At 65.6% G+C, this 19,258-nt stretch carries 23 protein-coding genes; 14 read left to right on the forward strand and 9 right to left on the reverse strand.

Features of this window, described 5'->3' with window-relative positions:
* Window positions 1-8: 8 nt before the first annotated feature.
* From L0C60_RS00865 to L0C60_RS00875, 3 genes are read right to left on the reverse strand one after another with little or no spacing between them, the layout of a single operon-like run.
* Window positions 9-824, reverse strand: coding sequence for a carbohydrate ABC transporter permease (locus tag L0C60_RS00865; protein WP_243092388.1), 816 nt, complete (start codon window positions 822-824; stop codon window positions 9-11).
* A complete protein-coding gene (locus tag L0C60_RS00870) occupies window positions 817-1,719 on the reverse strand; it encodes a carbohydrate ABC transporter permease (RefSeq protein ID WP_418952993.1) in 903 nt (300 codons plus the stop codon). The genes L0C60_RS00865 and L0C60_RS00870 overlap by 8 nt, the downstream gene beginning before the upstream one ends.
* Window positions 1,720-1,729: 10 nt before the next feature.
* Complete coding sequence (locus tag L0C60_RS00875; protein WP_234507917.1) at window positions 1,730-2,482, reverse strand: sugar phosphate isomerase/epimerase family protein; 753 nt, start codon at window positions 2,480-2,482, stop codon at window positions 1,730-1,732.
* Window positions 2,483-2,629: 147 nt separating this feature from the next.
* Between L0C60_RS00875 and L0C60_RS00880 the strand changes: the two genes are divergently transcribed.
* From L0C60_RS00880 to L0C60_RS00905, 6 genes are all read left to right on the forward strand, one after another.
* Entirely contained in the window at window positions 2,630-3,652 is a 1,023-nt protein-coding gene (locus L0C60_RS00880) for an ABC transporter substrate-binding protein (RefSeq protein ID WP_234507919.1), read from the forward strand.
* A complete protein-coding gene (locus tag L0C60_RS00885; protein ID WP_234507921.1) occupies window positions 3,639-4,385 on the forward strand; it encodes an ABC transporter ATP-binding protein in 747 nt (248 codons plus the stop codon). Before L0C60_RS00880 ends, L0C60_RS00885 begins: the two co-directional genes overlap by 14 nt.
* Window positions 4,370-5,119 (forward strand): ABC transporter permease, encoded by a 750-nt coding sequence (locus L0C60_RS00890; RefSeq protein WP_243092389.1) that lies wholly within the window; start codon window positions 4,370-4,372, stop codon window positions 5,117-5,119. The genes L0C60_RS00885 and L0C60_RS00890 overlap by 16 nt, the downstream gene beginning before the upstream one ends.
* Window positions 5,119-5,520, forward strand: a complete 402-nt coding sequence (locus L0C60_RS00895; protein WP_234507925.1) for a SaoD/DsrE family protein — start codon at window positions 5,119-5,121, stop codon at window positions 5,518-5,520. Before L0C60_RS00890 ends, L0C60_RS00895 begins: the two co-directional genes overlap by 1 nt.
* Window positions 5,521-5,623: 103 nt before the next feature.
* The gene (locus L0C60_RS00900; RefSeq protein WP_243092390.1) at window positions 5,624-6,175 is read left to right on the forward strand and encodes a hypothetical protein; all 552 of its coding nucleotides are present in this window, start codon (window positions 5,624-5,626) and stop codon (window positions 6,173-6,175) included.
* A 252-nt stretch (window positions 6,176-6,427) separates the two neighbouring features.
* Window positions 6,428-7,411: a TAXI family TRAP transporter solute-binding subunit gene (locus tag L0C60_RS00905; RefSeq protein ID WP_234507929.1), complete on the forward strand. Its 984-nt coding sequence runs from the start codon at window positions 6,428-6,430 to the stop codon at window positions 7,409-7,411.
* Here L0C60_RS00905 and L0C60_RS00910 read toward each other — a convergent pair.
* Genes L0C60_RS00910 through L0C60_RS00930 form a run of 5 tightly spaced genes read right to left on the reverse strand, consistent with a single transcriptional unit; the run spans window position 7,408 to window position 10,944 of the window.
* Window positions 7,408-8,049, reverse strand: a complete 642-nt coding sequence (locus L0C60_RS00910) for a histidine phosphatase family protein (RefSeq protein ID WP_234507931.1) — start codon at window positions 8,047-8,049, stop codon at window positions 7,408-7,410. The two genes, L0C60_RS00905 and L0C60_RS00910, sit on opposite strands and share 4 nt — an antisense overlap.
* Window positions 8,046-8,396: a DUF6285 domain-containing protein gene (locus tag L0C60_RS00915; RefSeq protein ID WP_234507932.1), complete on the reverse strand. Its 351-nt coding sequence runs from the start codon at window positions 8,394-8,396 to the stop codon at window positions 8,046-8,048. Before L0C60_RS00915 ends, L0C60_RS00910 begins: the two co-directional genes overlap by 4 nt.
* Window positions 8,389-9,366 (reverse strand): phosphotransferase family protein, encoded by a 978-nt coding sequence (locus tag L0C60_RS00920; protein WP_234507933.1) that lies wholly within the window; start codon window positions 9,364-9,366, stop codon window positions 8,389-8,391. Before L0C60_RS00920 ends, L0C60_RS00915 begins: the two co-directional genes overlap by 8 nt.
* A complete protein-coding gene (locus L0C60_RS00925) occupies window positions 9,363-10,517 on the reverse strand; it encodes an acyl-CoA dehydrogenase family protein (protein ID WP_234507934.1) in 1,155 nt (384 codons plus the stop codon). Before L0C60_RS00925 ends, L0C60_RS00920 begins: the two co-directional genes overlap by 4 nt.
* Window positions 10,408-10,944, reverse strand: a complete 537-nt coding sequence (locus tag L0C60_RS00930) for a MerR family transcriptional regulator (RefSeq protein WP_234507935.1) — start codon at window positions 10,942-10,944, stop codon at window positions 10,408-10,410. The genes L0C60_RS00925 and L0C60_RS00930 overlap by 110 nt, the downstream gene beginning before the upstream one ends.
* 101 nt (window positions 10,945-11,045) lie before the next feature.
* On the opposite strand from L0C60_RS00930, the gene L0C60_RS00935 reads away from it, so the two are divergent.
* The 7 genes from L0C60_RS00935 to L0C60_RS00965 are packed head-to-tail and all read left to right on the forward strand — an operon-like array spanning window position 11,046 to window position 17,490.
* The gene (locus L0C60_RS00935) at window positions 11,046-12,341 is read left to right on the forward strand and encodes a phenylacetate--CoA ligase family protein (RefSeq protein WP_234507936.1); all 1,296 of its coding nucleotides are present in this window, start codon (window positions 11,046-11,048) and stop codon (window positions 12,339-12,341) included.
* Window positions 12,328-13,059 (forward strand): SDR family NAD(P)-dependent oxidoreductase, encoded by a 732-nt coding sequence (locus tag L0C60_RS00940; protein ID WP_234507937.1) that lies wholly within the window; start codon window positions 12,328-12,330, stop codon window positions 13,057-13,059. The genes L0C60_RS00935 and L0C60_RS00940 overlap by 14 nt, the downstream gene beginning before the upstream one ends.
* 10 nt (window positions 13,060-13,069) lie before the next feature.
* On the forward strand, window positions 13,070-14,266 hold the full coding sequence (locus tag L0C60_RS00945) for an ABC transporter substrate-binding protein (RefSeq protein WP_234507938.1): 1,197 nt from the start codon (window positions 13,070-13,072) through the stop codon (window positions 14,264-14,266).
* A 3-nt stretch (window positions 14,267-14,269) separates the two neighbouring features.
* The gene (locus L0C60_RS00950; RefSeq protein WP_234507939.1) at window positions 14,270-15,151 is read left to right on the forward strand and encodes a branched-chain amino acid ABC transporter permease; all 882 of its coding nucleotides are present in this window, start codon (window positions 14,270-14,272) and stop codon (window positions 15,149-15,151) included.
* Window positions 15,148-16,077 carry a branched-chain amino acid ABC transporter permease gene (locus L0C60_RS00955; protein ID WP_234507940.1) on the forward strand — a complete coding sequence of 310 codons (930 nt, stop codon included), beginning with the start codon at window positions 15,148-15,150 and terminating at the stop codon, window positions 16,075-16,077. Before L0C60_RS00950 ends, L0C60_RS00955 begins: the two co-directional genes overlap by 4 nt.
* Window positions 16,058-16,807 (forward strand): ABC transporter ATP-binding protein, encoded by a 750-nt coding sequence (locus tag L0C60_RS00960; RefSeq protein ID WP_234507941.1) that lies wholly within the window; start codon window positions 16,058-16,060, stop codon window positions 16,805-16,807. Before L0C60_RS00955 ends, L0C60_RS00960 begins: the two co-directional genes overlap by 20 nt.
* Window positions 16,804-17,490, forward strand: a complete 687-nt coding sequence (locus L0C60_RS00965; protein WP_234507942.1) for an ABC transporter ATP-binding protein — start codon at window positions 16,804-16,806, stop codon at window positions 17,488-17,490. The genes L0C60_RS00960 and L0C60_RS00965 overlap by 4 nt, the downstream gene beginning before the upstream one ends.
* Before the next feature lie 14 nt (window positions 17,491-17,504).
* On the opposite strand, the gene L0C60_RS00970 is transcribed toward L0C60_RS00965, so the two are convergent.
* Window positions 17,505-17,993, reverse strand: a complete 489-nt coding sequence (locus tag L0C60_RS00970) for an AbrB family transcriptional regulator (protein WP_234507943.1) — start codon at window positions 17,991-17,993, stop codon at window positions 17,505-17,507.
* A gap of 184 nt (window positions 17,994-18,177) precedes the next feature.
* On the opposite strand from L0C60_RS00970, the gene L0C60_RS00975 reads away from it, so the two are divergent.
* Window positions 18,178-19,251, forward strand: coding sequence for an ABC transporter substrate-binding protein (locus L0C60_RS00975; protein ID WP_234507944.1), 1,074 nt, complete (start codon window positions 18,178-18,180; stop codon window positions 19,249-19,251).
* The last annotated feature ends 7 nt before the right edge of the window (window positions 19,252-19,258 follow it).

A 19,258-nucleotide genomic window follows, 5' to 3' on the forward strand; every position in this document is an offset into this window, starting at 1 on the left:
CACCTCCTTTATCCCTTCAGCCCGCCCAGGGCGATGCCCCGGATGAAGGCCCTTTGGGCGAGCAGGAAGGCGAACAGGGTAGGGAGAAGAACGAGGACAGCTCCCGCGGCCACCACGTTCCAACGGGCCACCTCTTCGTTCAGGAGGAAGTTCAGGGCGATCTGAGCCGTCTGCATCTCCCGGCTTTTGGTGACCACCAGAGGCCAGAGGTACATGTTCCAGGTACCGATAAAGGTGAGGGCGGCCAGGGCGCCAAGGGCGGGGGCGGTGAGGGGCAGGGCCACGTGGCGCAGGACCTGCCCGTGGGTGGCCCCGTCTATGCGGGCGGCGTCAAAGTAGTCCTCCGGAATGGTCCTCAGGGTTTGGCGGAGGAGAAAGACGCCCAAGGGGCTTGCCAGGAAGGGGACGGTGAGGGCCCAGTAGGTGTCCAGCCACCCAAGGCGGTCCACCAGGAGGTAAAGGGGCAAGAAGGTTACCTCCCCGGGAACCAGGAGGAGGGCCACCGCTAGGCCAAAGAGGGCTTCCCGGCCCCGGAAGCGTAGCCGCGTGAGGGCGTAGGCGGCGAGGAGGCTCGTGGCCAGGACCCCCAGGGTCACGGCGGTGGAAACGAGGAAGCTATTGAGGAGGAAGCGGGCCAGGGGAAACTTGGCCAGGGCCTCGGCGTAGGGGGCGAGGGTGGGGTTTGGGGGTAGAAGGGTGGGGGTGTAGAGGTCCCCCTCGCTCCGGAGGCTTGCGGAAAGTAGGGTGAGGAGGGGAAGGGTGAGGAGGAAGGCGTAGGCGGTGGCGAGGAGGTAGGTGGGGAGAAGTCTCAAGCGCTTACGCATAGTGCACCCTCCGGCCCAAAAGCCAGAACTGGAGCGCCGCAAGCGCCAGGAGGAGGAGGAAGAGGAGGAAGGCTTCGGAAGCCGCCAAGGGTACTTGGAAGTTGAAGAAGGCGTCCTGGTAAACTCGGTAAATCCAGACCATGGTGCTCTCGGCGGGTCCTCCCCGGGTGAGGAGGTGGATCTGCCCGAAGGCGGTGAGGCTTTTGAGCACCACCAGGAGCCCCACCAGGAAGAGGGTGGGGGAGAGGAGGGGGAGGGTGATGCGGAAGAAGCGGGTCCAGGGGCCCGCCCCGTCCACGGTGGCCGCCTCGAGGACCTCCTCGGGAATGTTCTGGAGCCCCGCCGTGAGGAGGATGGCGGTGAAGCCCACCCCGGCCCAGGCGGTGACCACCGCCAAGGTGGGCAGGGCCAGCTCGGGGGAGGTGAGCCAGGGAAGGGGAGGGAGGCCGAGGGCGGCTAGGGTCCGGTTGGCCCACCCCCCCACGGGGTGGAGAAACCATCCCCAGGCCACCGCGGCCACGGCGGTGGGGACGGCGGTGGTGAGGAAGAAGAGGGTGCGGAAGAGGGTCACGCCGGGGTAAGGGCGGTAAACCAAGAGGGCGGCGAGGAGCCCCAGGAGGAGCTCCAGGGGCGCGGTGATGAGGGCGAAGACCAGGGTGGTTTGGACGCTTTTCCAGAACTCGGGGCGGGAGAGGGCCTCGAGGTAGTTGGCTAGCCCCACCCATTCCCGGCCCTTCCCGAAAAGGTTTTCCTGGTGGAGGGAAAGCCAAAGGGCCTCCCCCACGGGCAGGATGAGGAAGAGGAGGAAGAGGCCGTAGGCGGGGAGGAGGAAGGGCAAGGGCTCCAGGGCATACCGCCTCGCCCCGCCCTTTTCCTGGGTGAGAACCCGTTCCACGGGGGCCACCCTACCGGTCCTCCGTCAGGGAAACGTCAAGCCCTTGGCGTAAGCGCGCCAGGTAGGCCAGGGAAGCCCGGGGATCCCCCCGCACCTCCAGAACCAGGGGAAGGCTAAGGTAGGGAGGGAGCCAGCGGGCATGGTCCAAAACCCCCTGCCCGAGGTTCCAGTGGCGGTCGTAGACCCCGTCGGTGTCGTTGAGGTGCAGGTGCTCTGGTCCGAGGGCAAGCCAGGGCTCGGGCTTTGGGGTGGCGCTGAACACCCGGGCATGGGCGGCGTCAAAGCAGAAGCCCAGGGCTTCTGGGTAGGCGGCGAGAAGGGGTTGCAAGGCCTCGGGGCTGGGCTCGTGGGTGTTTTCCAGGAGAAGGCGGATGCCCAAGGCTTGCGCCCTCCGTACCACCGCCCTGAGCTTTTCCGCCAGGCGCTCCGCCCGGGCCTGGGCCTCCTCGGGGGTCCGGCCATGGGGAATGCCCGAGTGGAAGACCGTCCGGTCTGCGCCCAGTTCTGCCGCTCGTTCCAGGCCGAAGAGGAGGCGCCTTAGGGTGAGGGCCCGCACCTCGGGGTCGGGGGAGAGGAGGTCCAGGTTCCAGAAGGGAAGGTGGGCGGAAACGGGTTCCTTTAGCTCCTGGGCCAGGCGGTGGAAAAGGGCGTCGTCTTCCAGGTGCTCTGGGTCCAGGTAGACCTCGAGGCCCACCCCGAGCGCCTCCAGTTGGTTGCGTTGGGGTAGGACCTGGTCCAGGGGAAGGGCTAGGCGGAGGTCCATGGACCCCACCCTATGCGTTTCCCTTCAGGGGTGTGTCATCAAGCCTTCTGCATTCCCCCGGGGCTGGGTGGCTTCTCTGCTAACCCTTCCTTTGGCCCCAAGGGGCGGGCTTTCCTTTGGATGGGCGTGCTTTATACCCTTGACAAGATGAAGCTCAGGCACCACCCTATGGGTATGGACTGCTGCGTGGACCGCAGGAAGGTAGTCCAGGGGTTGTCGGGGCTTGCGCTCGGGGGTTTGAGCCTAGCGCAACGGGGAAAGAAGCGGATAAAGCTTGCCTTTTGCTCCCAGCTCCTCTGCATCATTCCCTATGAGGTAGCCCAACGTCGGGGCTATTTCGCCGAGGAAGGCCTCGAGGTGGAGCTCGTCTATGCCCGGGGGGGAGCGCAAGCGCTCCAGTTTTTGGTGGGCAAGGCAGTGGACTACGCCGCCACCAGCCTGGACGCCGCCCTGCAGGCTTACCGGCAAGGGGCGCCCATCGTCCGCGTCCTTTCCACGGGGAGGCTTCCCCTTTTTGCCCTGGCCGCCGGGCCTAAGAGCACGGTCCGGAGCGTCCCTGACCTTCAGGGCAAGACCGTGGGCATCTCCGCCCTGGGCAACGCGGACCACGTGCTCTTGGTTTACCTCCTGAAGAAGGCTGGGGTGGATCCCAGGCGGGTGCAGTACGCCACCTTGGGCCCCAACCTGTACGAGGCGCTTCGGGCGGGGCACGTGGAGGTGGGGATGGTTCAGGAACCAGCCCTCACCCTTCTCAAGGAGGCGGGAGGAAGGGAGATCGTGAACCTCATGGACCTCAAGCAGGCCCAGGCCTACCTGGGCGGGGCTTACGAGTTCATGGGGGTGGCGGTGCGGCGGGAGGAGCGGGAGGCGCGCCTTGGGGAAATAAAGGCTATGGCGCGCGCCCTGGAAAAGGCTCTCCGCTTTGTCCACGCGGCGGACGCCCGCCTCATCGCCGACACCCTTCCCAAGGCCTTGATTGCGGGCGGGGACGAGGAGCGGCTTAAGGCCGTTATCCAGCGGTATCGCAAGGACCTTTACCCCACGAGCGTGCGCATTGACCTCGAGGCCGCCAGGAGGGTAGCGGAAAGCCAGGTGGAGGCGGGGCTCCTACCCCCTTCCTTCAAGGTGGAGAGCCTATTGGACCTAGAGGTGGTCGGTGCTACGGGTTAAAGGCCTTCGCCTGGGCTATGGCCCCGTCCCCGTCCTGGAGGGGGTGGACCTCGAGGTGGGAAAGGGGGAGTTCGTCAGCCTGGTGGGCCCCTCGGGGAGCGGTAAGAGCACCCTTCTGCGGGCCATCGCCGGCCTGCTTCGGCCGGAGGCCGGGGAGGTGGAGCGGGACTTTGGCGCGGAGGAACTTGGCTTCCTCTTCCAGGAGGACGCCCTCTTGCCCTGGCGCACCGCCCGGGAGAACGTGGCCCTGGGGCTGAGGATCCGGGGGCTGGCGAAAGGGAAAGCGTTGGCCGAGGCGGATGCGTGGCTTTCCCGCCTGGGCCTTGCGGGCCTTGGGGACCGCTTTCCCCACGAGCTTTCTGGAGGGCAGCGGAAACGGGTGGCCCTGGCCCAGGTCCTGGCCATCAAACCCCGCCTCCTCCTCATGGACGAGCCCTTGGCCAGCTTGGACGCCATTCTCCGGACCCAGGTGACCCGGGACCTCCTCGGCCTGGTGGAAGCCGAAGGCATCGCCGTGCTCCTGGTCACGCACGATCTGGAGGAGGCCATCGCCCTTTCGGACCGCATCTACCTTCTTTCCAAGGGGCCAAGGGCACGGATGGTGCGGGAGTACCGCATTCCCTTCCCCCGGCCCCGAGACCCTGTGGGGGTAAGGGCGGAACCCCTGTTCGGCTCCCTTCTGCAGAGGCTTTGGCGGGATCTGGAGGAGGTTTCCCCATGCGTCGCCTACTAGTGCTCATAGGGCTCCTTCTCTTCTGGGAAGTCCTGGCAGGCCTCGGTTGGGTGAACCCCCTTTACGCTCCCCCGCCCCACCAGGTGGTCCTCACCCTCCTGGAGCTCTTCCAAACGGGGGAGATCCTCCCCCACCTCCAGGCCACCTTCACCGCCGCCCTTCTGGGCCTAGGGGGCGGTATCCTCCTCGGGGGCGTCTTGGGCCTGATGGCCGCCTTCAGCCCGTTCTTCTCGGACCTCTTGGAGCCCTTGATGCTCCTGCTGAACGCCATCCCGCGGGTCATCCTGGCGCCCCTTTTCGTCATTTGGCTGGGGATCGGCCTGGCTTCCAAGGTGGCCCTAAGCCTCATCCTGGTTGCGGTGCTCATCTTCTTCGCCGTCTATAGCGGGGTGAAGCAGGTGGATCCCCGGCTTTTGGAGCGGGTGCGCACTTTAGGTGGGGGAAGGGGTTGGTTGCTGCGGGAGGTCTACCTGCCCTCCCTTTCGGCCTGGGTCCTGTCTTCCCTGAAGGTGGCGGTGGGCTTTGCCTTCACGGGGGCGGTGGTGGGCGAGTTCGTGGCCTCGAGCCGGGGTCTTGGCTATCTCCTTTCCTTCGCCCAAAGCACCTACAACGCCCGGCTTTCCCTGGCCCTCATTACCCTCATCGTCCTGTTTGTCCTTTTTCTCTTTTTCCTTTTCGGCAAGTTGGAGGACAGGCTTCTTCGCTGGAGGCCTAGGAACCAAGGAGGTTTCTAATGCGCGTAGCCTACGTTTTGGCGAGTCCTCGGGCGGCGAGCCACAAGCTCGGGCAGATGATCCTGCCCCAACTGGAGGCGGGGGTGCACGGGGCGGAGGTGGTGGGGATCTTCTTCTTTGACGACAACACCTTGGTCCTGCAACGGGGGAACCCCATTGGGGAGCGCCTGGCGAAGGTGGCCAAGGAGAAGGGGATCCTCCTCATGATGTGCGACCTTTGCGCCCTGGAGAGGGGGCTTGCGGAGGGGGAGGCCCGTTGGTGCACGCCCACGGGGGAGGGGCGGAAGGTGCCTGGGGAATGCCGGGTGGCGGCCCACGTGGTGGAGGGGGTGGAGGTGGGGTGTTTCCCGGACCTCTACCGGGCCCTGGCTGGCCGGGTGGACCAGGTGATCACCCTCTAGGGGGTTGCGCCGCGAAGGTTACCCTTCACACGCACATCCCCGGAGGCGATTTTGCTTTGCTAGTCAGGCCCGAAAGGGCGGGGTAGAGCGGTAGACTGGTGCCATGGAGCAAGCCAAGCCACCCCCTTTCCAGGCCATCCTTTTGCTCCAGGGAGTGGCCTCCCCGCCCAAGGGGCCTGGCCACTTTCCCTCGGTGCAGGTTCTGGACCGCACGTACCGGGTGCCCGGGAATGGCCTGGCCCCCAAGGCCAGGGCCGGCTTACCCGGGGTACTTCAGGCTTTCCTGCGGCGAAACCCGGGAGGGGGTCCTGTGCCCGTCCTCCTCTATCCCCGCACGGAGGGGTGTTCCTTGGACCTGGGGAAGACGCTCCTTGCCAAGATCTACACCACGGAGCCTCCCCCCCTAGCGCCAGGACGCTTCAGGGTGGTGGGGCTCCTCGTGGACCGGGAGGGGCAACGCCTGCGGGTGGAGGTACGGCCCAACCCGGAGAAGGGCACGCTAGGAGAGGCCTTCACCCTCTGCCTGCGGCTAGCCCCAGGGCTTGCCGATGCCCCTTTGCCTTTAGGGCGGGTCCTGGACCTGCGGGGCCGCCTCGAGGAGGACCTGAGCCTCTTGGTGGAGGAAGCGCAAGAGGTCCCCGGCGGTTTGCGCTAGGGGCCCCACCGGTGCCCTTGGGAGCTGGCCAGGGGACATTGCATTAGCCTCAAAGGTGCGCTGTGATCCCAAGCTCCCACCGCCTAAGCCGAGGTCGTTCCTCTAGAACGAGGTTTGACCAGTAGCCCAAAGTGCCCTCCTTGACGCCTTCAAGTGTAAGCATAAGGTGGCCCAATGGAACGCTTTTGGACAAGGAGGGGCTTGTGGTGCGGCTCCTTTCTCAGTAAACTCCCCTCCAACCGGAGGGGTGCCATGAAGCGGTGGCTTTGGGTTTTGGCCCTTTGGGGAGTAGCCCTTGCGCAAAAGCCCCAGATCGTCATCGGGACGGGCGGTGTGGGCGGGGTCTACTTCTACTACGGGACGGCAGTGGCGGAGATCCTCAACAAGGCCGGCGTGGTCCAAGCCCAGGCCATGCAGTCCGGCGGGTCCATGGAGAACCTCATGCTCCTCCGGGACCGTACGGACCCTGCCCGGGGCCTCTACTACTGCGGCACCGTGCTGCCCGATGCGGCTCTCCTGGCCTTCCAAGGGGAGGAGCGTTTCCAAGGAAAGCCCGCGCCCGTACGCATCCTTTTCACCATGTACCCCAATTTTTTCCACGTGGTCACCACGGAGGATAGCGGCATCCGCGTCCTGCAAGACCTAAAGGGAAAGCGCGTTTCCACCGAGGTGGCCGGGGGCATCATTGAATACGAGGCCCGCCTCCTTATGTCTGCGGCCATTTCTGGCTTTGACCCCAAGCTCCACTTTGGCAAGTGGGAGCGGGTACGGGTGGCGGAGGCGGCCCCGATGCTCTCCGAGGGGAACCTGGACGCCTTCTTCTGGTCTGGTGGCTTGCCCACGGGGAGCATTCTGGAGCTTGCGGGTAGCCTCGCCCGGAAGGGGAAGCGCCTCTTCCTCGTTCCCCTGCCCCCGCAGAGCACCCCGGTGCAAGTGCTCAAGCGACGCTTTCCCGGTGTGGTAGACACGGGGATTATTCCAAAAAGTGTCTACAACACGCGGTACGATACCCCTACCCTTACCTTCTGGAATCTCTTCGTCTGCCCAGCGAGCCTTCCCGAAGAGGTGGCCTACGCGATGGTGAGGGCCGTTTTTGAGAACCTCCCTGCCCTGTACGCTGCCGTGGCCCCTGCCCGGGACACCACCCTGGATAACGCTGTCCGCTCCCGGAATGGCAAGGTGCCCTACCACGAGGGGGCTGTGCGCTACTTCCGGGAAAGGGGGGTGTGGCGCTAGGGCGTCCGGTAGGCCAGCCATAGGGCTTCCATGGTGGAGAGGCGGGTTTTGGGGAGGAGTTCGTACGGGGTGAGGTTGTGGAGGCGCAGAAGAGGCTTTTCCCCCAGGTCCAGGATGGAGAGCCCGCAGGGGTGCACTTCCAGGGGGAGGAGGCCTCTTTGCCCGGTGAGGGCAAAGCTGAGGAGGGCCCGGATCACCCCTCCGTGCGTCACCAGGAGGGCGGTGTCCCAGTGTCTCTCTAGGAGGCGCTCGTAGGCGGGGAGGACCCGGTTCAAGAAGTCGGAGTACCGTTCCCCGCCCAGGAAGCGCTCGGAGAGGTCCTTGGGATGGAACGCTTCCCGGAAGGCCCGCTCTGCGTCTTTTAGGTCTCTAAGCCTACCTGGGCGGATCTCTTGGAAGTCTGGCCAGGCCTCCACGGGGACCGTGCGCCCCTTAAGGACGAGGGCAAGGGTTTCCTCGGTGCGGGGCAGGCCTGTGTGGACGGCGAGGTCCAAGGGCACCTTCCGAAGGAGTTTCCCTACCGCCTCCGCCTGCTTTCTCCCCCTCTCGGTCAGCCTCACCCCTTGCGGGGGCACGGGCTTCCCTTGGGGAAAGTAATCCACCTCGCCGTGGCGCAGAAGGAGAAGCCGCCTCCTCATGGGTAACGCTCCAGGTATTTGGGGTTGGCTACTTTGAGCTTGCGGACCACGTGGGCCTTGAGGTAGGCGAACGTGCCAGGCGGGGCGTGGCCCTGGCGGATGCGCAGGGCCAGGGAAGTCAGGAGCGCGTCCACCTCCCCTTCCTCGCCCAACAGCTCCGTCAAGGCCCTGCGCTCCTCTGCTTCAAGGTCCTCCCCTAAGGCCACCTGCCTCCGCGCAATACCCAAGGCGTTTAGGGCCACAAGGGTTTGGAAGCGAAGCCGGGGGTCTGTGAGTGCGGGGAGGACTTCCCGCTCCAGAAACTCCGCCACCGCCTCCAGCAACTCGTCCAGTGTGGGCCTATCCATAGCTTTCCAGAAGGTAAAGGACCTCGTACTCCATCTCCGCCGCAAGTCTGCCTAGGACGGCGAGCTCCACGCTCCGCTCTTCCCCGTTGAGGTGCCTCCGGGCCTGCTTCAGCGCCCCGAGGCCCCAGCGCACGTTGCCTAGGACCTCCCACCAGAAGAGCTCTTTTTCCCCAAAGTCCTGGCCGGTGAGGGCGTTGTAGCGTTCCAGGAAGGGCCCCACCTCGCCCACTCCCCCAAGGCGCTTGGCGTCCTCCCCAAAGCGCCAGGCCCGCACCAGGGGCCAGGCCAGGTCCTCCCGGGGGTCGCCAAGGTGGGCGAACTCCCAGTCCAGGACCGCCACCAGCCCCTCCTCGTCCACCAGTAGGTTGCCGACGCGGAAGTCCCCGTGAACGAGGACCAAGGGGCGTTCCCGAGGAGGGTGGTCCTGAAGCCAACGTAGGCCCCACTCCAGGGCGGGGTGGGGCTCCTCGAGGGCGTCCAGGTCCTCGTAGGCCGTTTCCAAGGCGGTGCGCCAAGGGTGGGCTTCGGGGGCCGGGAGGAAGGAGACCTTCTCCAAGGGTATGGTGTGGATCTTCGCAAGCTCCTCCGCCATGGCCAAGGGAAGCTGCTCCCGGGCTTTGGCGTACTCCGGCCGCCGCACCACCCGGGTGCCGATGGACTCCCCCTCCAGGCGGCGCATCAGGAACGCCTCTCGGCCCTCCATGTCGGGAAGATAGGCCAGGGGTTCTGGTACCCGCACCGCGTGCGCTTGGGCCAGTTTGAGGATGCGGAACTCCGTGGCCAGGCTGAGGGTGCCCCGGTAGATTACTCCCCCCGCTGCCCGCCGCAGGAAGAGGGGGTGGAGCGCATCGCCCGTACGGTAGTCTACCGCCCACGCTTCCTTGGAGGCCCCTCCCGGCAGGCGTTGGAGCCGGACCACCTCCCCTGGACCTAGGAGATCCCTTAGCGTGGCCTCTAGTACTTCCTTCATGGCCGAAGCCCCTTGTAGAGGGCCCGCTTCCCCACGGAGGCCCGGTGGACCTCGCTGGGGCCATCGTAGATGCGGAAAGGACGCACCTCCCGGTAGAAGATGGATAGGGGGATGTCCTCGCTGATCCCTAGGGCCCCGGTGATCTGCACCGCGCGATCCACGGCCCGGCCAACCGCTTCGGAAACGAAGACCTTGGCCATGGAGGCTTCGTGGCGGATCCTCTCCCCGCGGTCCAGCTTCCAGGCGGCGTGCCATACCATGAGCCGGGCGGCGTGGAGCTCTATGTGGCTGTCAGCAATCATGAACTGGACGCCCTGGTGTTCGGCCAGCTTCTTACCGAAGGAGTCCCGCCGCAACGCATAGTCTTGGGCGATCTCCGTGGCCCGGACCCCCACGCCCAGCCAGCGCATGCAGTGGGTGAGCCGGGCGGGGTCTAGGCGTAGCTCAGCGTAGGCGAAGCCCTTGCCCACTTCGCCCAGGATGGCGTCTTCGCCCACCTCGCATGCCTCCAGGACGAGCTCCCCGTGCCCCCCCACGGACCAGTGGTCCATGGTGGGGATGGTGCGCACCAGCTTGAGGCCCGGGTTTTCCCGGTCCACCAGGAAGAGGGTGGGACCCTCCTCGGTGCGGGCCAGGACCAGGAAGAAGGCCGCCCCCTCGGCCCCTGTGGTGAACCATTTCCGGCCGTTCAGGATGTACTTTCGGCCTTGGCGTTGGGCTGTGGCCTTGAGGAGGGTAGGATCAGCCCCAGCGCCCATGGGCTCGGTCATGGCGAAGCCGGAGCGAACCTCACCGGCCACCAAAGGCTCCAGGTAGCGCCTTTTCTGCTCGGGGCTCGCCACCTTGTGGAGGAGGTGCATGTTGCCCTCGTCGGGAGCGGCGGCGTTGAGCGCCCTGGGGCCTAAGAGGCTCCTTCCCGCCTCCTCCAAGACCACCGCCAGTTGGGTCCAGGAGAGGCCCAGGCCGCCCATCTCCTTCGGCATGTGGGGCAGAAAAACCCCCCACTCCCTTGCCTCCAGCTGTAGCGTTTTGGTAAGGGTCTCAAGGTTCGCCGGCGTCGCCTCCCGCTCCCGGGGTATGACCCGTTCTTCCAGAAAGGCCCGTACCCTCTCCCTTAACGCCTCGGTCTCCCGGTCCAACGAGAAGTCCATCCCGCACCTCCTTCGGGGCGAAGTGCTTGGTGAGGAAGCGGTAGAAGCGGCGGATCATCCGTTCCTGCCGCTCTATGCTGGCGAGCACTTCCCCCGTTTTCCGCCACATGGCCCAAAGCTCTTCGTCCGAGAGGGGAATTTCCTCCCGACGCCAGTCCTGCCGGTAGGTTCCATCGGGGTGGAAGATGGCCTTCTTAAGGGCCATTATCTGGCGAATCTCGTCCAGGGTAAACCCTAGTTGGTTGAGGTCTTGGATGTCCTGAACCAGGTAGAGGGCGAATTCCGTGTAGAGCTTCCGCCCCCCTTGGGTGAGGGCACCGGGCTCCAAAAGGCCGAGCTGGGCATAGTGCTGTAGGATGCGCCGCGAAACGCCGCTCGCCCGGGCGAGGTCGCTCAGGGTGTAGAGGGAGGGAAGCGTTGGGGGCATGGACCCAGTTTAGCACAAGGTGCCCATAAACGTACATAAATGTTCACTCTTGACATAGGTTGTCCAAAACCCTATAGTGGGCGCAAAGCGCGGAGGGCAAAATGGCGGCCTACTGGGAGCCGGAAGTGGAAACCATGCCTCGGCGGGAGCTGGAGGCCTTGCAGCTGGAGCGCCTTCGCTTCCAGGTGGAGCGCCTCTACCGGGAAAGCCCCTTCTTCCGCGAAAAGTGGGCTGGCCTTTCCCTGGAGATCCGGCACCTGGAAGACATTGCCCGCTTTCCCCTGGTCACCAAGGGTGAGCTGAGGGAGGAGCAGCGCCTCCACCCGCCCCTAGGGCGCTACACGGTGGCTCCCCAGTCGGAGTGGAGGGAGTACCACCCCAGTAGCGGCACCACCGGCTTCCCAGTGGGAACGGTATGGAGCGAAAGGGACGTGGAGAACATTACCCAGGTAACCGCCAGGACGCTCTTCGCCTATGGGCTACGGCCGGGGGACACGCTCCTCAACGGGTTTAGCTACGGCCTCTGGGTTGCGGGGATGGCGGTGCACTACGCTGCCCGGGCGCTCGGCCTCTTCGTCTTGCCGGTGGGTGCCGGTCAGACGGAACGCCACCTGGAGCTCCTCTCCCGCTTTCGGCCCAAGGCCCTCACCGCTACCCCCTCCTTTGGGCTTTACCTGGCCGAGGTGCTGAAGGAGAGGGGGCTAGAGAGCCCTTTAAGGATAGGGGCCTTCGGGGGAGAAGCGGGGACGGAAAACCCTGCCACGCGGAGCCGGTTGCAGGAGGGTTTGGTGTTGCGCGCTTACGACTACTACGGTTTGGCGGAGATGGGACCCACCTTTGCCGGGGAGTGCGCCTTCCAACAGGGGCTTCACTTTGCCGAGGACCACTACCTGGTGGAGGTGGTGGATCCTGAGAGTAAGGAGCCTCTTCCGGAGGGGGAAGTGGGCGTCCTGGTGCTCACCCACCTCACCCGGGAGGCCACCCCTTTGGTGCGCTACTACACGGGGGATCTGGCGCGTATCACCAAAGAGCCTTGTCCGTGCGGCCGCACGCACCTCCGAGCGTTGGGGGGTATTCTGGGCCGTGCGGACGATCTTGTGGTCTACCGCGGGGCCAAGTTCTATCCCGGCCAGGTGGAGGAGGTGGTGCGGGGTTTTCCCGAATTGTCCAGCGAGTACCGGATAGAGGTCCTCGAGGTGGATGGGGTGGCCAGGGAGGTCACGGTGGTGGTGGAGCTGGCCCGTCCTCAGGACCTCGGCGAAGGGTTTGCGGATAGGATCCGGCAGCGCCTCAAGGAGGCCCTGGGGGTGACCCCAGGGGTCCGCCTCGAGGCCCCCGGTACCCTGGAACGCACGGCCTTTAAGGCCAAGCGGGTGGTGCGGCATGCCGGGGCTTGAGGGGCTTCCGGTGTTGGTGGTGGGGGCCACGCGGGGGATTGGCCTGGCGGTGGCCCAGGAGCTCGTTCGCCAGGGAGCGAGGGTGGGCATCACGGGGCGGGACCCTGACCGGGTGCAGGGCGTGGCTGAGCGGCTTGGCGCCTGGGGCATGGCCGTGGACGTACGGGAACGGGAACGCTTGGCCGAGGCGGTGGCCCGCTTTGCCCACGAGGAAGGGCTTTACGGCTTGGTGTACAACGCCGGTACCAGCCCTGCCTTCACCCGGGCTGAGCGCTTGCCCTTGGAGGTGTGGGACGAGGTGCTTGCCGTAAACCTTACCGGGGCTTTTGTGGCGGCCCGGGCTTTCGCCCAAGAGCTTAAGGGCCCTGGGAGCCTGGTCCTGATAGGGTCCGTCCTGGGCTTCCGGGGTGGGGCCCGGCTGGCTGCGTATACGGCGTCCAAGGCGGGTCTTTGGGGACTCGCGCGTTCCTTGGCCTTGGACTGGGCGGACAGGGGTATCCGGGTGAACCTTGTGGCCCCTGGTTGGACGGAAACGGAGATGACGGAGGGCTTGCGGAACCACCCGAGGCTTGGCCCTGCCATCCTGCAGGAGATCCCCTTGGGGCGCTTGGCTCGCCCTGAAGAGGTGGCGAGAGTGGTAGCCTTCCTCTTGGAGCCGGAAAACGCATACCTGACGGGAGGCGTCTACGCCGTGGACGGCGGCGTGGGAGCGAGATAGGAGGTGATCTATGAAGGTCCTAAGGTGGGTCGGGGTTTTGGCTTTGGTGGTCGGTTTGGCGTGGGCGCAGGGACAGCAGCCCATCAAGATCGGGGCGCTTTTCATCCTGAGCGGCAACTTTGCGGGCTACGGAAAGTCGGGTTCGCAAGGGGCGCAACTGGCGGTGGACGAGATCAACGCCCGGGGGGGTGTGCTGGGCCGTCCCTTGCAGCTCATCGTGGTGGACGACCAAGGGAACCCGGAGGTGGGTGTCAGGGAGGCCCGCAGGCTCATCCTGCAGGAGAAGGTGGATTTTCTCTTTGGCGTTGACTCCAGCTCGGTGTCCCTGGCGGTGGCGCCCCTCACAGACGAGTACAAAATCCCCCTGGTGGTCACCCATGCGGCCACCCCAACCCTGACGGAGCAGTGCCGGCCCTACGTGTTCCGTACCTCCAACAACGCCCGCATGGACGCGTGGGCGGCGGCGGCCCTGGCCGCCACCTTACCGGTGAAACGCTGGGCCAACATCGGCCCTGACTACGAGTTCGGCCGCGTTTCCTGGCAGGACTTCATCACCCGCTTGAAGCAGTTGCGTCCCGATGTGGAGGTGGTGAGCGAGCAGTGGCCCCGCTTCGGCTCCACGGACTACGCCAGCTTCATCACCGCCCTGATGCGGGCGCGGCCGGAAGGGGTCTTCTCCACCCTGTGGGCGGGGGACATGGTCATCTTCGCCCGCCAGGCGAAGGCCTTTGGGTTTTTCAACCAGGTGCGCTATTTCGTCAACCCTGTAGGGGCTGCCCTAGAGGTCCTCGGACCCTTGGGCAAGGAGGCCCCGGAGGGGCTTCTCGTTTCGGCCCGCTACTGGTTCCTCTACCCCAACACCGAGCGGAACCGAGCCTTTGTAGAGGCATACCGCAAGCGCTACAACGAGTACCCCAGCTACAACGCCCAGGAGGCCTACGCCGGAATGCACATGCTCGCCCTGGCGATCCAGAAGGCCCGTTCTACCCAGGCGGAGGCGGTGCGCCGGGCCTTTGAGGCCGATGGCGGGCTCACCTACGACGCCCCCGAGGGGCGCAAGCGCCTGCGCCCTGAGGACCATCAGGTGTTTGAGGGGCTCGTTTGGGGCTACACCAAGCATACCCCCGAGTATCCCTTCGCCATCCTGGACCGCATGCGCATCATCCCGGCCACGGACACGGTTTACCCCACGCAGTGCAAGCGGTAGGCCATGGAACTGGGCTTCTACCTCCTGCAGCTCCTTACCGGCTTGGCCTACGCCAGCACCCTCTTCCTCCTTGCCGTGGGGCTTTCCCTCATCTTCGGGGCCATGGGCATCGTGAACTTCGCCCATGGCTCCTTCTACATGCTGGGAGCCTACCTGCTTTACGCCTTCGCCCAGGGCCAGGCACAAGGCTTCTGGCAGGGGCTTTTGCTGGTGGGGGCGGCGGGGGTGGTGATCGGGGCATTGGTGGAGCGCCTCTTCATCCGGCCCATCTACCGAAGGCCGGAGGAGTACCAGATCCTCCTCACCTACGCCCTCCTTCTTATCCTCGAGGACCTCGTGCGCTTTGCTTTTGGTGCCGCCTACCGCTCCTTCCCCATGCCCCCCGCCTTTGCCAATCCCCTTTTCGTCCTGGGGACCCCTTTCCCTAGTTATTACCTCTTCTTGGTGGGCTTGGCTGCCTTGGTGGCCTTCCTCCTTTGGGCCTTTCTCCAGCGCACGCGCCTCGGCGTGTGGGTGCGGGCGGCCACCCAGGACCGGGAGATGCTAGAGGCATTGGGCGTCAACGTCCCCCTGCTTTACACCACCGTCTTCGCTGGGGGAATAGCCCTGGCTGCCCTGGGTGGGGCGGCCCTCCTTCCTCTCCAAGCGGCCACCCCAGGTATGGCGGTGGACGCGGTGATCCAGGCCTTCATCGTGGTGGTGATTGGGGGCTTGGGTAGCGTCTGGGGCGCCCTTTTGGGGGCTGTGCTTATAGGGCTTCTCCAGGCCTTTGGCATACTCCTGCTTCCGGAGATGGCCATGGTCTTCCCCTTCGCCCTCATGGCCCTGGTCCTGCTCCTCCGTCCCTGGGGCCTCCTCGGGCGTCCACCGGCGGTGCGGACATGAGGCTTCTCCTCCTCTTCCTCTTTCTGGCGGTGCTGGGTCCGGCCCTTTCCGAGTATGGACTCAAGCTCCTCAGCGAGGCCTTAATTCTAGGGCTTTACGCCATGGCCTTTAACCTCCTTTTCCACCAGGCAGGCCTCCTCTCCTTCGGCCAGGCGGCCTTTTTCGGCATCGGCGCTTACACCATGGCCCTTCTGGTGAGCCGGGCAGGATGGCCCTTTCTCCTCACCCTACCCCTCGCCCTTTTGGCCTCAGGCCTGGCGGCGGTCCTTATCGGGTTCTTGAGCCTGCGCCTAACCCGCATCTACTTCACCATGCTGACCTTGGCCTTCGCCCAGCTCCTTTACGCCGTGGCCCACAAGTGGTACGCCTTCACCGGGGGGGACAACGGGATCACGGACTTGCGACCCCATGGGGTGTTAGGGGAGAGCCTGCCCTTTTACTACCTGGTCCTCGCTTCCTTCGCCCTGGGGGTGGGGTTCCTCGCCCTGCTGGAGCGGTCGCCCTTTGGCTATGCCCTTCGGGGGCTTCGGGACAACCGGGCCCGTGCTGAGGCCGTGGGGATCGGGGGATTTCGCCACCTTCTCCTGGCCTTCGTGCTTTCCGGCCTCCTCTCTGGCTTGGCAGGGGCCCTTCAGGGGGCGTTGCAGCGTTCCGTTTTCCCCGAGTACCTCTTCTGGACCCGTTCGGCGGAGGCCATCCTGGCCACGATCCTGGGAGGGAGTGGGGTCTTCCTGGGGCCTGCGGTAGGGGCTGCGGCCTTTCTCTTCCTCCGGGTTTTGGTCCAATCGCAAACGGAGTACTGGCCCTTTTTCCTGGGGGTGGTCCTTCTCCTCACCGTGCTCTTCTTCCCCAAGGGGCTAGCCGGGGTGGGGGAGGAAGTGGTGCGGAGGCTTAAGGGGGTGCGCGGTGGCGTCCCTCAAAGTTGACAAGGTCTACAAGTCCTTCCAGGGCTTTTTGGCCCTGGGTGGGGTTTCCCTGGAGGTGCAGGAAAAATCCTTCCATGCGCTCGTGGGGCCTAACGGGGCCGGGAAGACCACCCTTTTCAACGTGATCACCGGGCGCCTGGTCCCGGACCAAGGGAAGGTGTACTTCCGGGGCCACGACATTACGGGTTGGCCCACGCCCAAGGTGGCGCGCATGGGCATTGCCATCGCTTTCCAAAGGGCCCAGCCCTTCGCCTCCATGACGGTTCTGGAGGCGGTGGTCTTGGCCCGGCTTGGCTACACCGGACACACCTTTCACCTGCTTATGCCCCTGGGGCGCTTTGCCGAGGCCAGGGCTAAAGCGGAGGAGGCCTTGGGCAAGGTGGGCCTCGAGGCGCATGCGGGCCGCCGGGTGGCCGAGTTGCCCCTGGGAGACCTCAAGCGCCTGGACGTGGCCATGGCCCTAGTGGCTGAGCCCGAGCTCCTCCTTTTAGACGAACCCTTAGCTGGGCTCTCCCGGGCGGAGCGACGGCGCATGGTGGACTTTATCGGCGACCTGTTGCGGCGAGAAGGTGTGACCCTTCTTTTTACCGAGCACGACACGGAGGCGGTGCTGGCCCTGGCGGACCGGGTCACCGTGCTTCACCAAGGCCAGGTGCTGGCGGAGGGCACGCCTGAGGCGATCCGGGGCGACCCGGCGGTGCGGGCGGCATTCCTCGGAGGGAGCCCATGAGCCTGGTGGTGGAGGACTTGCGGGCGGGCTACGGGGAGATTTCCGTCCTTCACGGGGTGAGCCTGCGGGTGGAAGAGGGGGAGGTGGTGGCCCTTCTTGGGCGGAACGGGGCCGGAAAGACCACCCTGATCAAGGCAGTCATGGGCCTCGTGCGCCGCTTTTCCGGGCGCTTGCGCTACCATGGCCAGGATTTTAGCGACTGGCCCCCCTACCGGCGGGCACGGCTGGGTTTGGGCTATGTTCCTGACGACCGCCGCATCTTCCCCGAGCTCACCGTGAGGGAAAACCTCCTCGTGGCCGCACGGCCTGGCCCCTGGAACCTGGAGCGAGTCTTCCAAATCCTGCCGCGGTTGGCGGAGATTCAGGACCGCCGGGGTGGGCTCCTTTCCGGCGGCGAGCAGCAGATGCTCACCATCGCCCGCACCCTCCTGACTAACCCCAGGCTCCTCCTTCTGGATGAACCTACGGAGGGCCTCGCCCCGCTTATCGTGGAGGAGATCGCCCGCCTCGTCCTGGCCCTTAAGGCGGAGGGCATGCCCGTCCTCCTTGCGGAGCAGAACCTCCGGTTTACGGGGAGGGTGGCGGACAGGGCGTATGTCTTGGAAACAGGCGAGGTGCGCATGGAGGGCCGCATGGCGGACCTGGTCCGAAGCGAGGAGGTTATGGCCCTCCTGTCCTTATAGGCCGGTTAGCCCGCTCACCGGGCACCTAGGCCCAGGAGGCGGGCCAGGAGGGGAACGAGGAGGAAGACGAGGAAGACCCGCACCGTGTGGAAAAGACCCACGAGCCCAGCGTCCCCCCCTTCGGCCCGGCTCAAGGGGCCCATGCCGGTGATGCCGCCGGGGGAGAGGGCGAAGAAGAGGGTAAGGGGGCTAAGCCCCAGAAGGCGGGCGTAAAGGAAGGCCAAGAGCAGGGCCAGGGCCAGAAAGCCCAGGGCGGCAAGGGTTGCCCAGGGCAGGAGCCATCCCTGGAGGAGGTCCCGGCGGAAGGCCATGCCCACGACAACCCCGGCTAGGAGTTGGGCCAAAAGGTCCAACCCTGCTGGTGCGGGCGATGGGGTAGGAGAGAGCACCTGGGAGAGACCCGCCCCGAGCATGGCCCCCACCACCGCCCCTCCGGGGAGGCCCAGGCGGTGGAAGGCTAGCCCCAAGACGAGCCCTAGGACGAGAGGGCGGAGAAGTTCCATGTCCTTCGGTATATCCCCGAGCGTCCCCGCCCGACAAGGGCCAGGGCGCGCCCCTTGGCGGAAACGGGCGTCCCTAGGGGTTTGCGCCGAAGCGAACGAGCGGGAAAAAAAAGAAACGACCTTGTCCTGAAGGGGGCGGTGGCGTATAGTCCCCCTTGTAGGCCTAAGTTGGGAGGTGATGGCCATGAAACGAACGGTGTGGCTTTTGGCTTTGCTCGGTGTATGGGCCTTGGGGCAGCAGTCCCGCCCCGCTTCCGATCCCCAGGTGGTGGAGGCGGCCCGCAAGGAGGGCCGTCTCATCATCTACTCCTCCACGGACCAGGCGAGCGCCCAAGCGCTTTTGGACGATTTCCGCCGCCTCTACCCATTTATCCAGATTGAATACAATGACCTTGGCACCCAGGCCATTTACGACCGTTTTGTGAGCGAAACCGCAGCGGGAGCGAGGAGCGCCGATCTCCTCTGGTCCAGCGCCATGGAGCTCCAGGTGAAGCTGGCGAGCGAGGGCTATGCCCTGCCCTACGACTCCCCGGAGGCCAAGAACTGGCCCGCCAACGCCCGCTTGCAGAACCTGGCCTATGGGACCACCCTCGAGCCGGGGGTGGTGGTCTACAACCGCCGCTTCCTCAAACCCGAGGAAGTGCCCACCACCCGCGAGGGCTTGGTTCGCCTCCTGCAGGAGCCCAGGATGCGGGGGCGCGTGGCCACCTGGGACCCCGAGCGGAGCGCCGTGGGCTTCACCATCCTCAAGGCGGATTACGACCGTTACCCCGCCTTCCAGGACCTGGTGCGGGCCTTCGGCCGGGCCCAGGCTTCCCTCTACTCCTCCACCGGGGCGGCCTTTGAAAAGGTCATCTCCGGCGAGCACTACCTGGCCTATGGCTTCTTCGGCTCCTACGCCCTCCTGCGCCAGCGCACGGTGAAGGATTTGGGCATCGTCTACCTCACGGACGGGACGGTGGCCATCCAGCGGGTGGCCTTCATCAACCGGCGGGCGGCGAACCCCAACGCCGCCAAGCTCTTCCTGGACTACCTCCTTTCCCTCCGGGGCCAGAACCTCATGGCCTACACCGCCCTGATCTTCGCCAGGCGGGAGACGGTGGTGGGCGAGGCCACGCCCCAGGCCCTGTACAAGGCCGTGGGCGGCAAGGACAAGGTCTACGCCATCCCCGTTTCCCAGGAGATCCTCAAGAACCTGGACCCGCAGGAGCGCTTGCGCTTCCTCACCTTCTGGCGGCAGGCCATCCGGGGCCAGTAGGGGGTGG

The organism is Thermus hydrothermalis, assembly GCF_022760925.1.
Lineage (GTDB): Bacteria > Deinococcota > Deinococci > Deinococcales > Thermaceae > Thermus > Thermus hydrothermalis.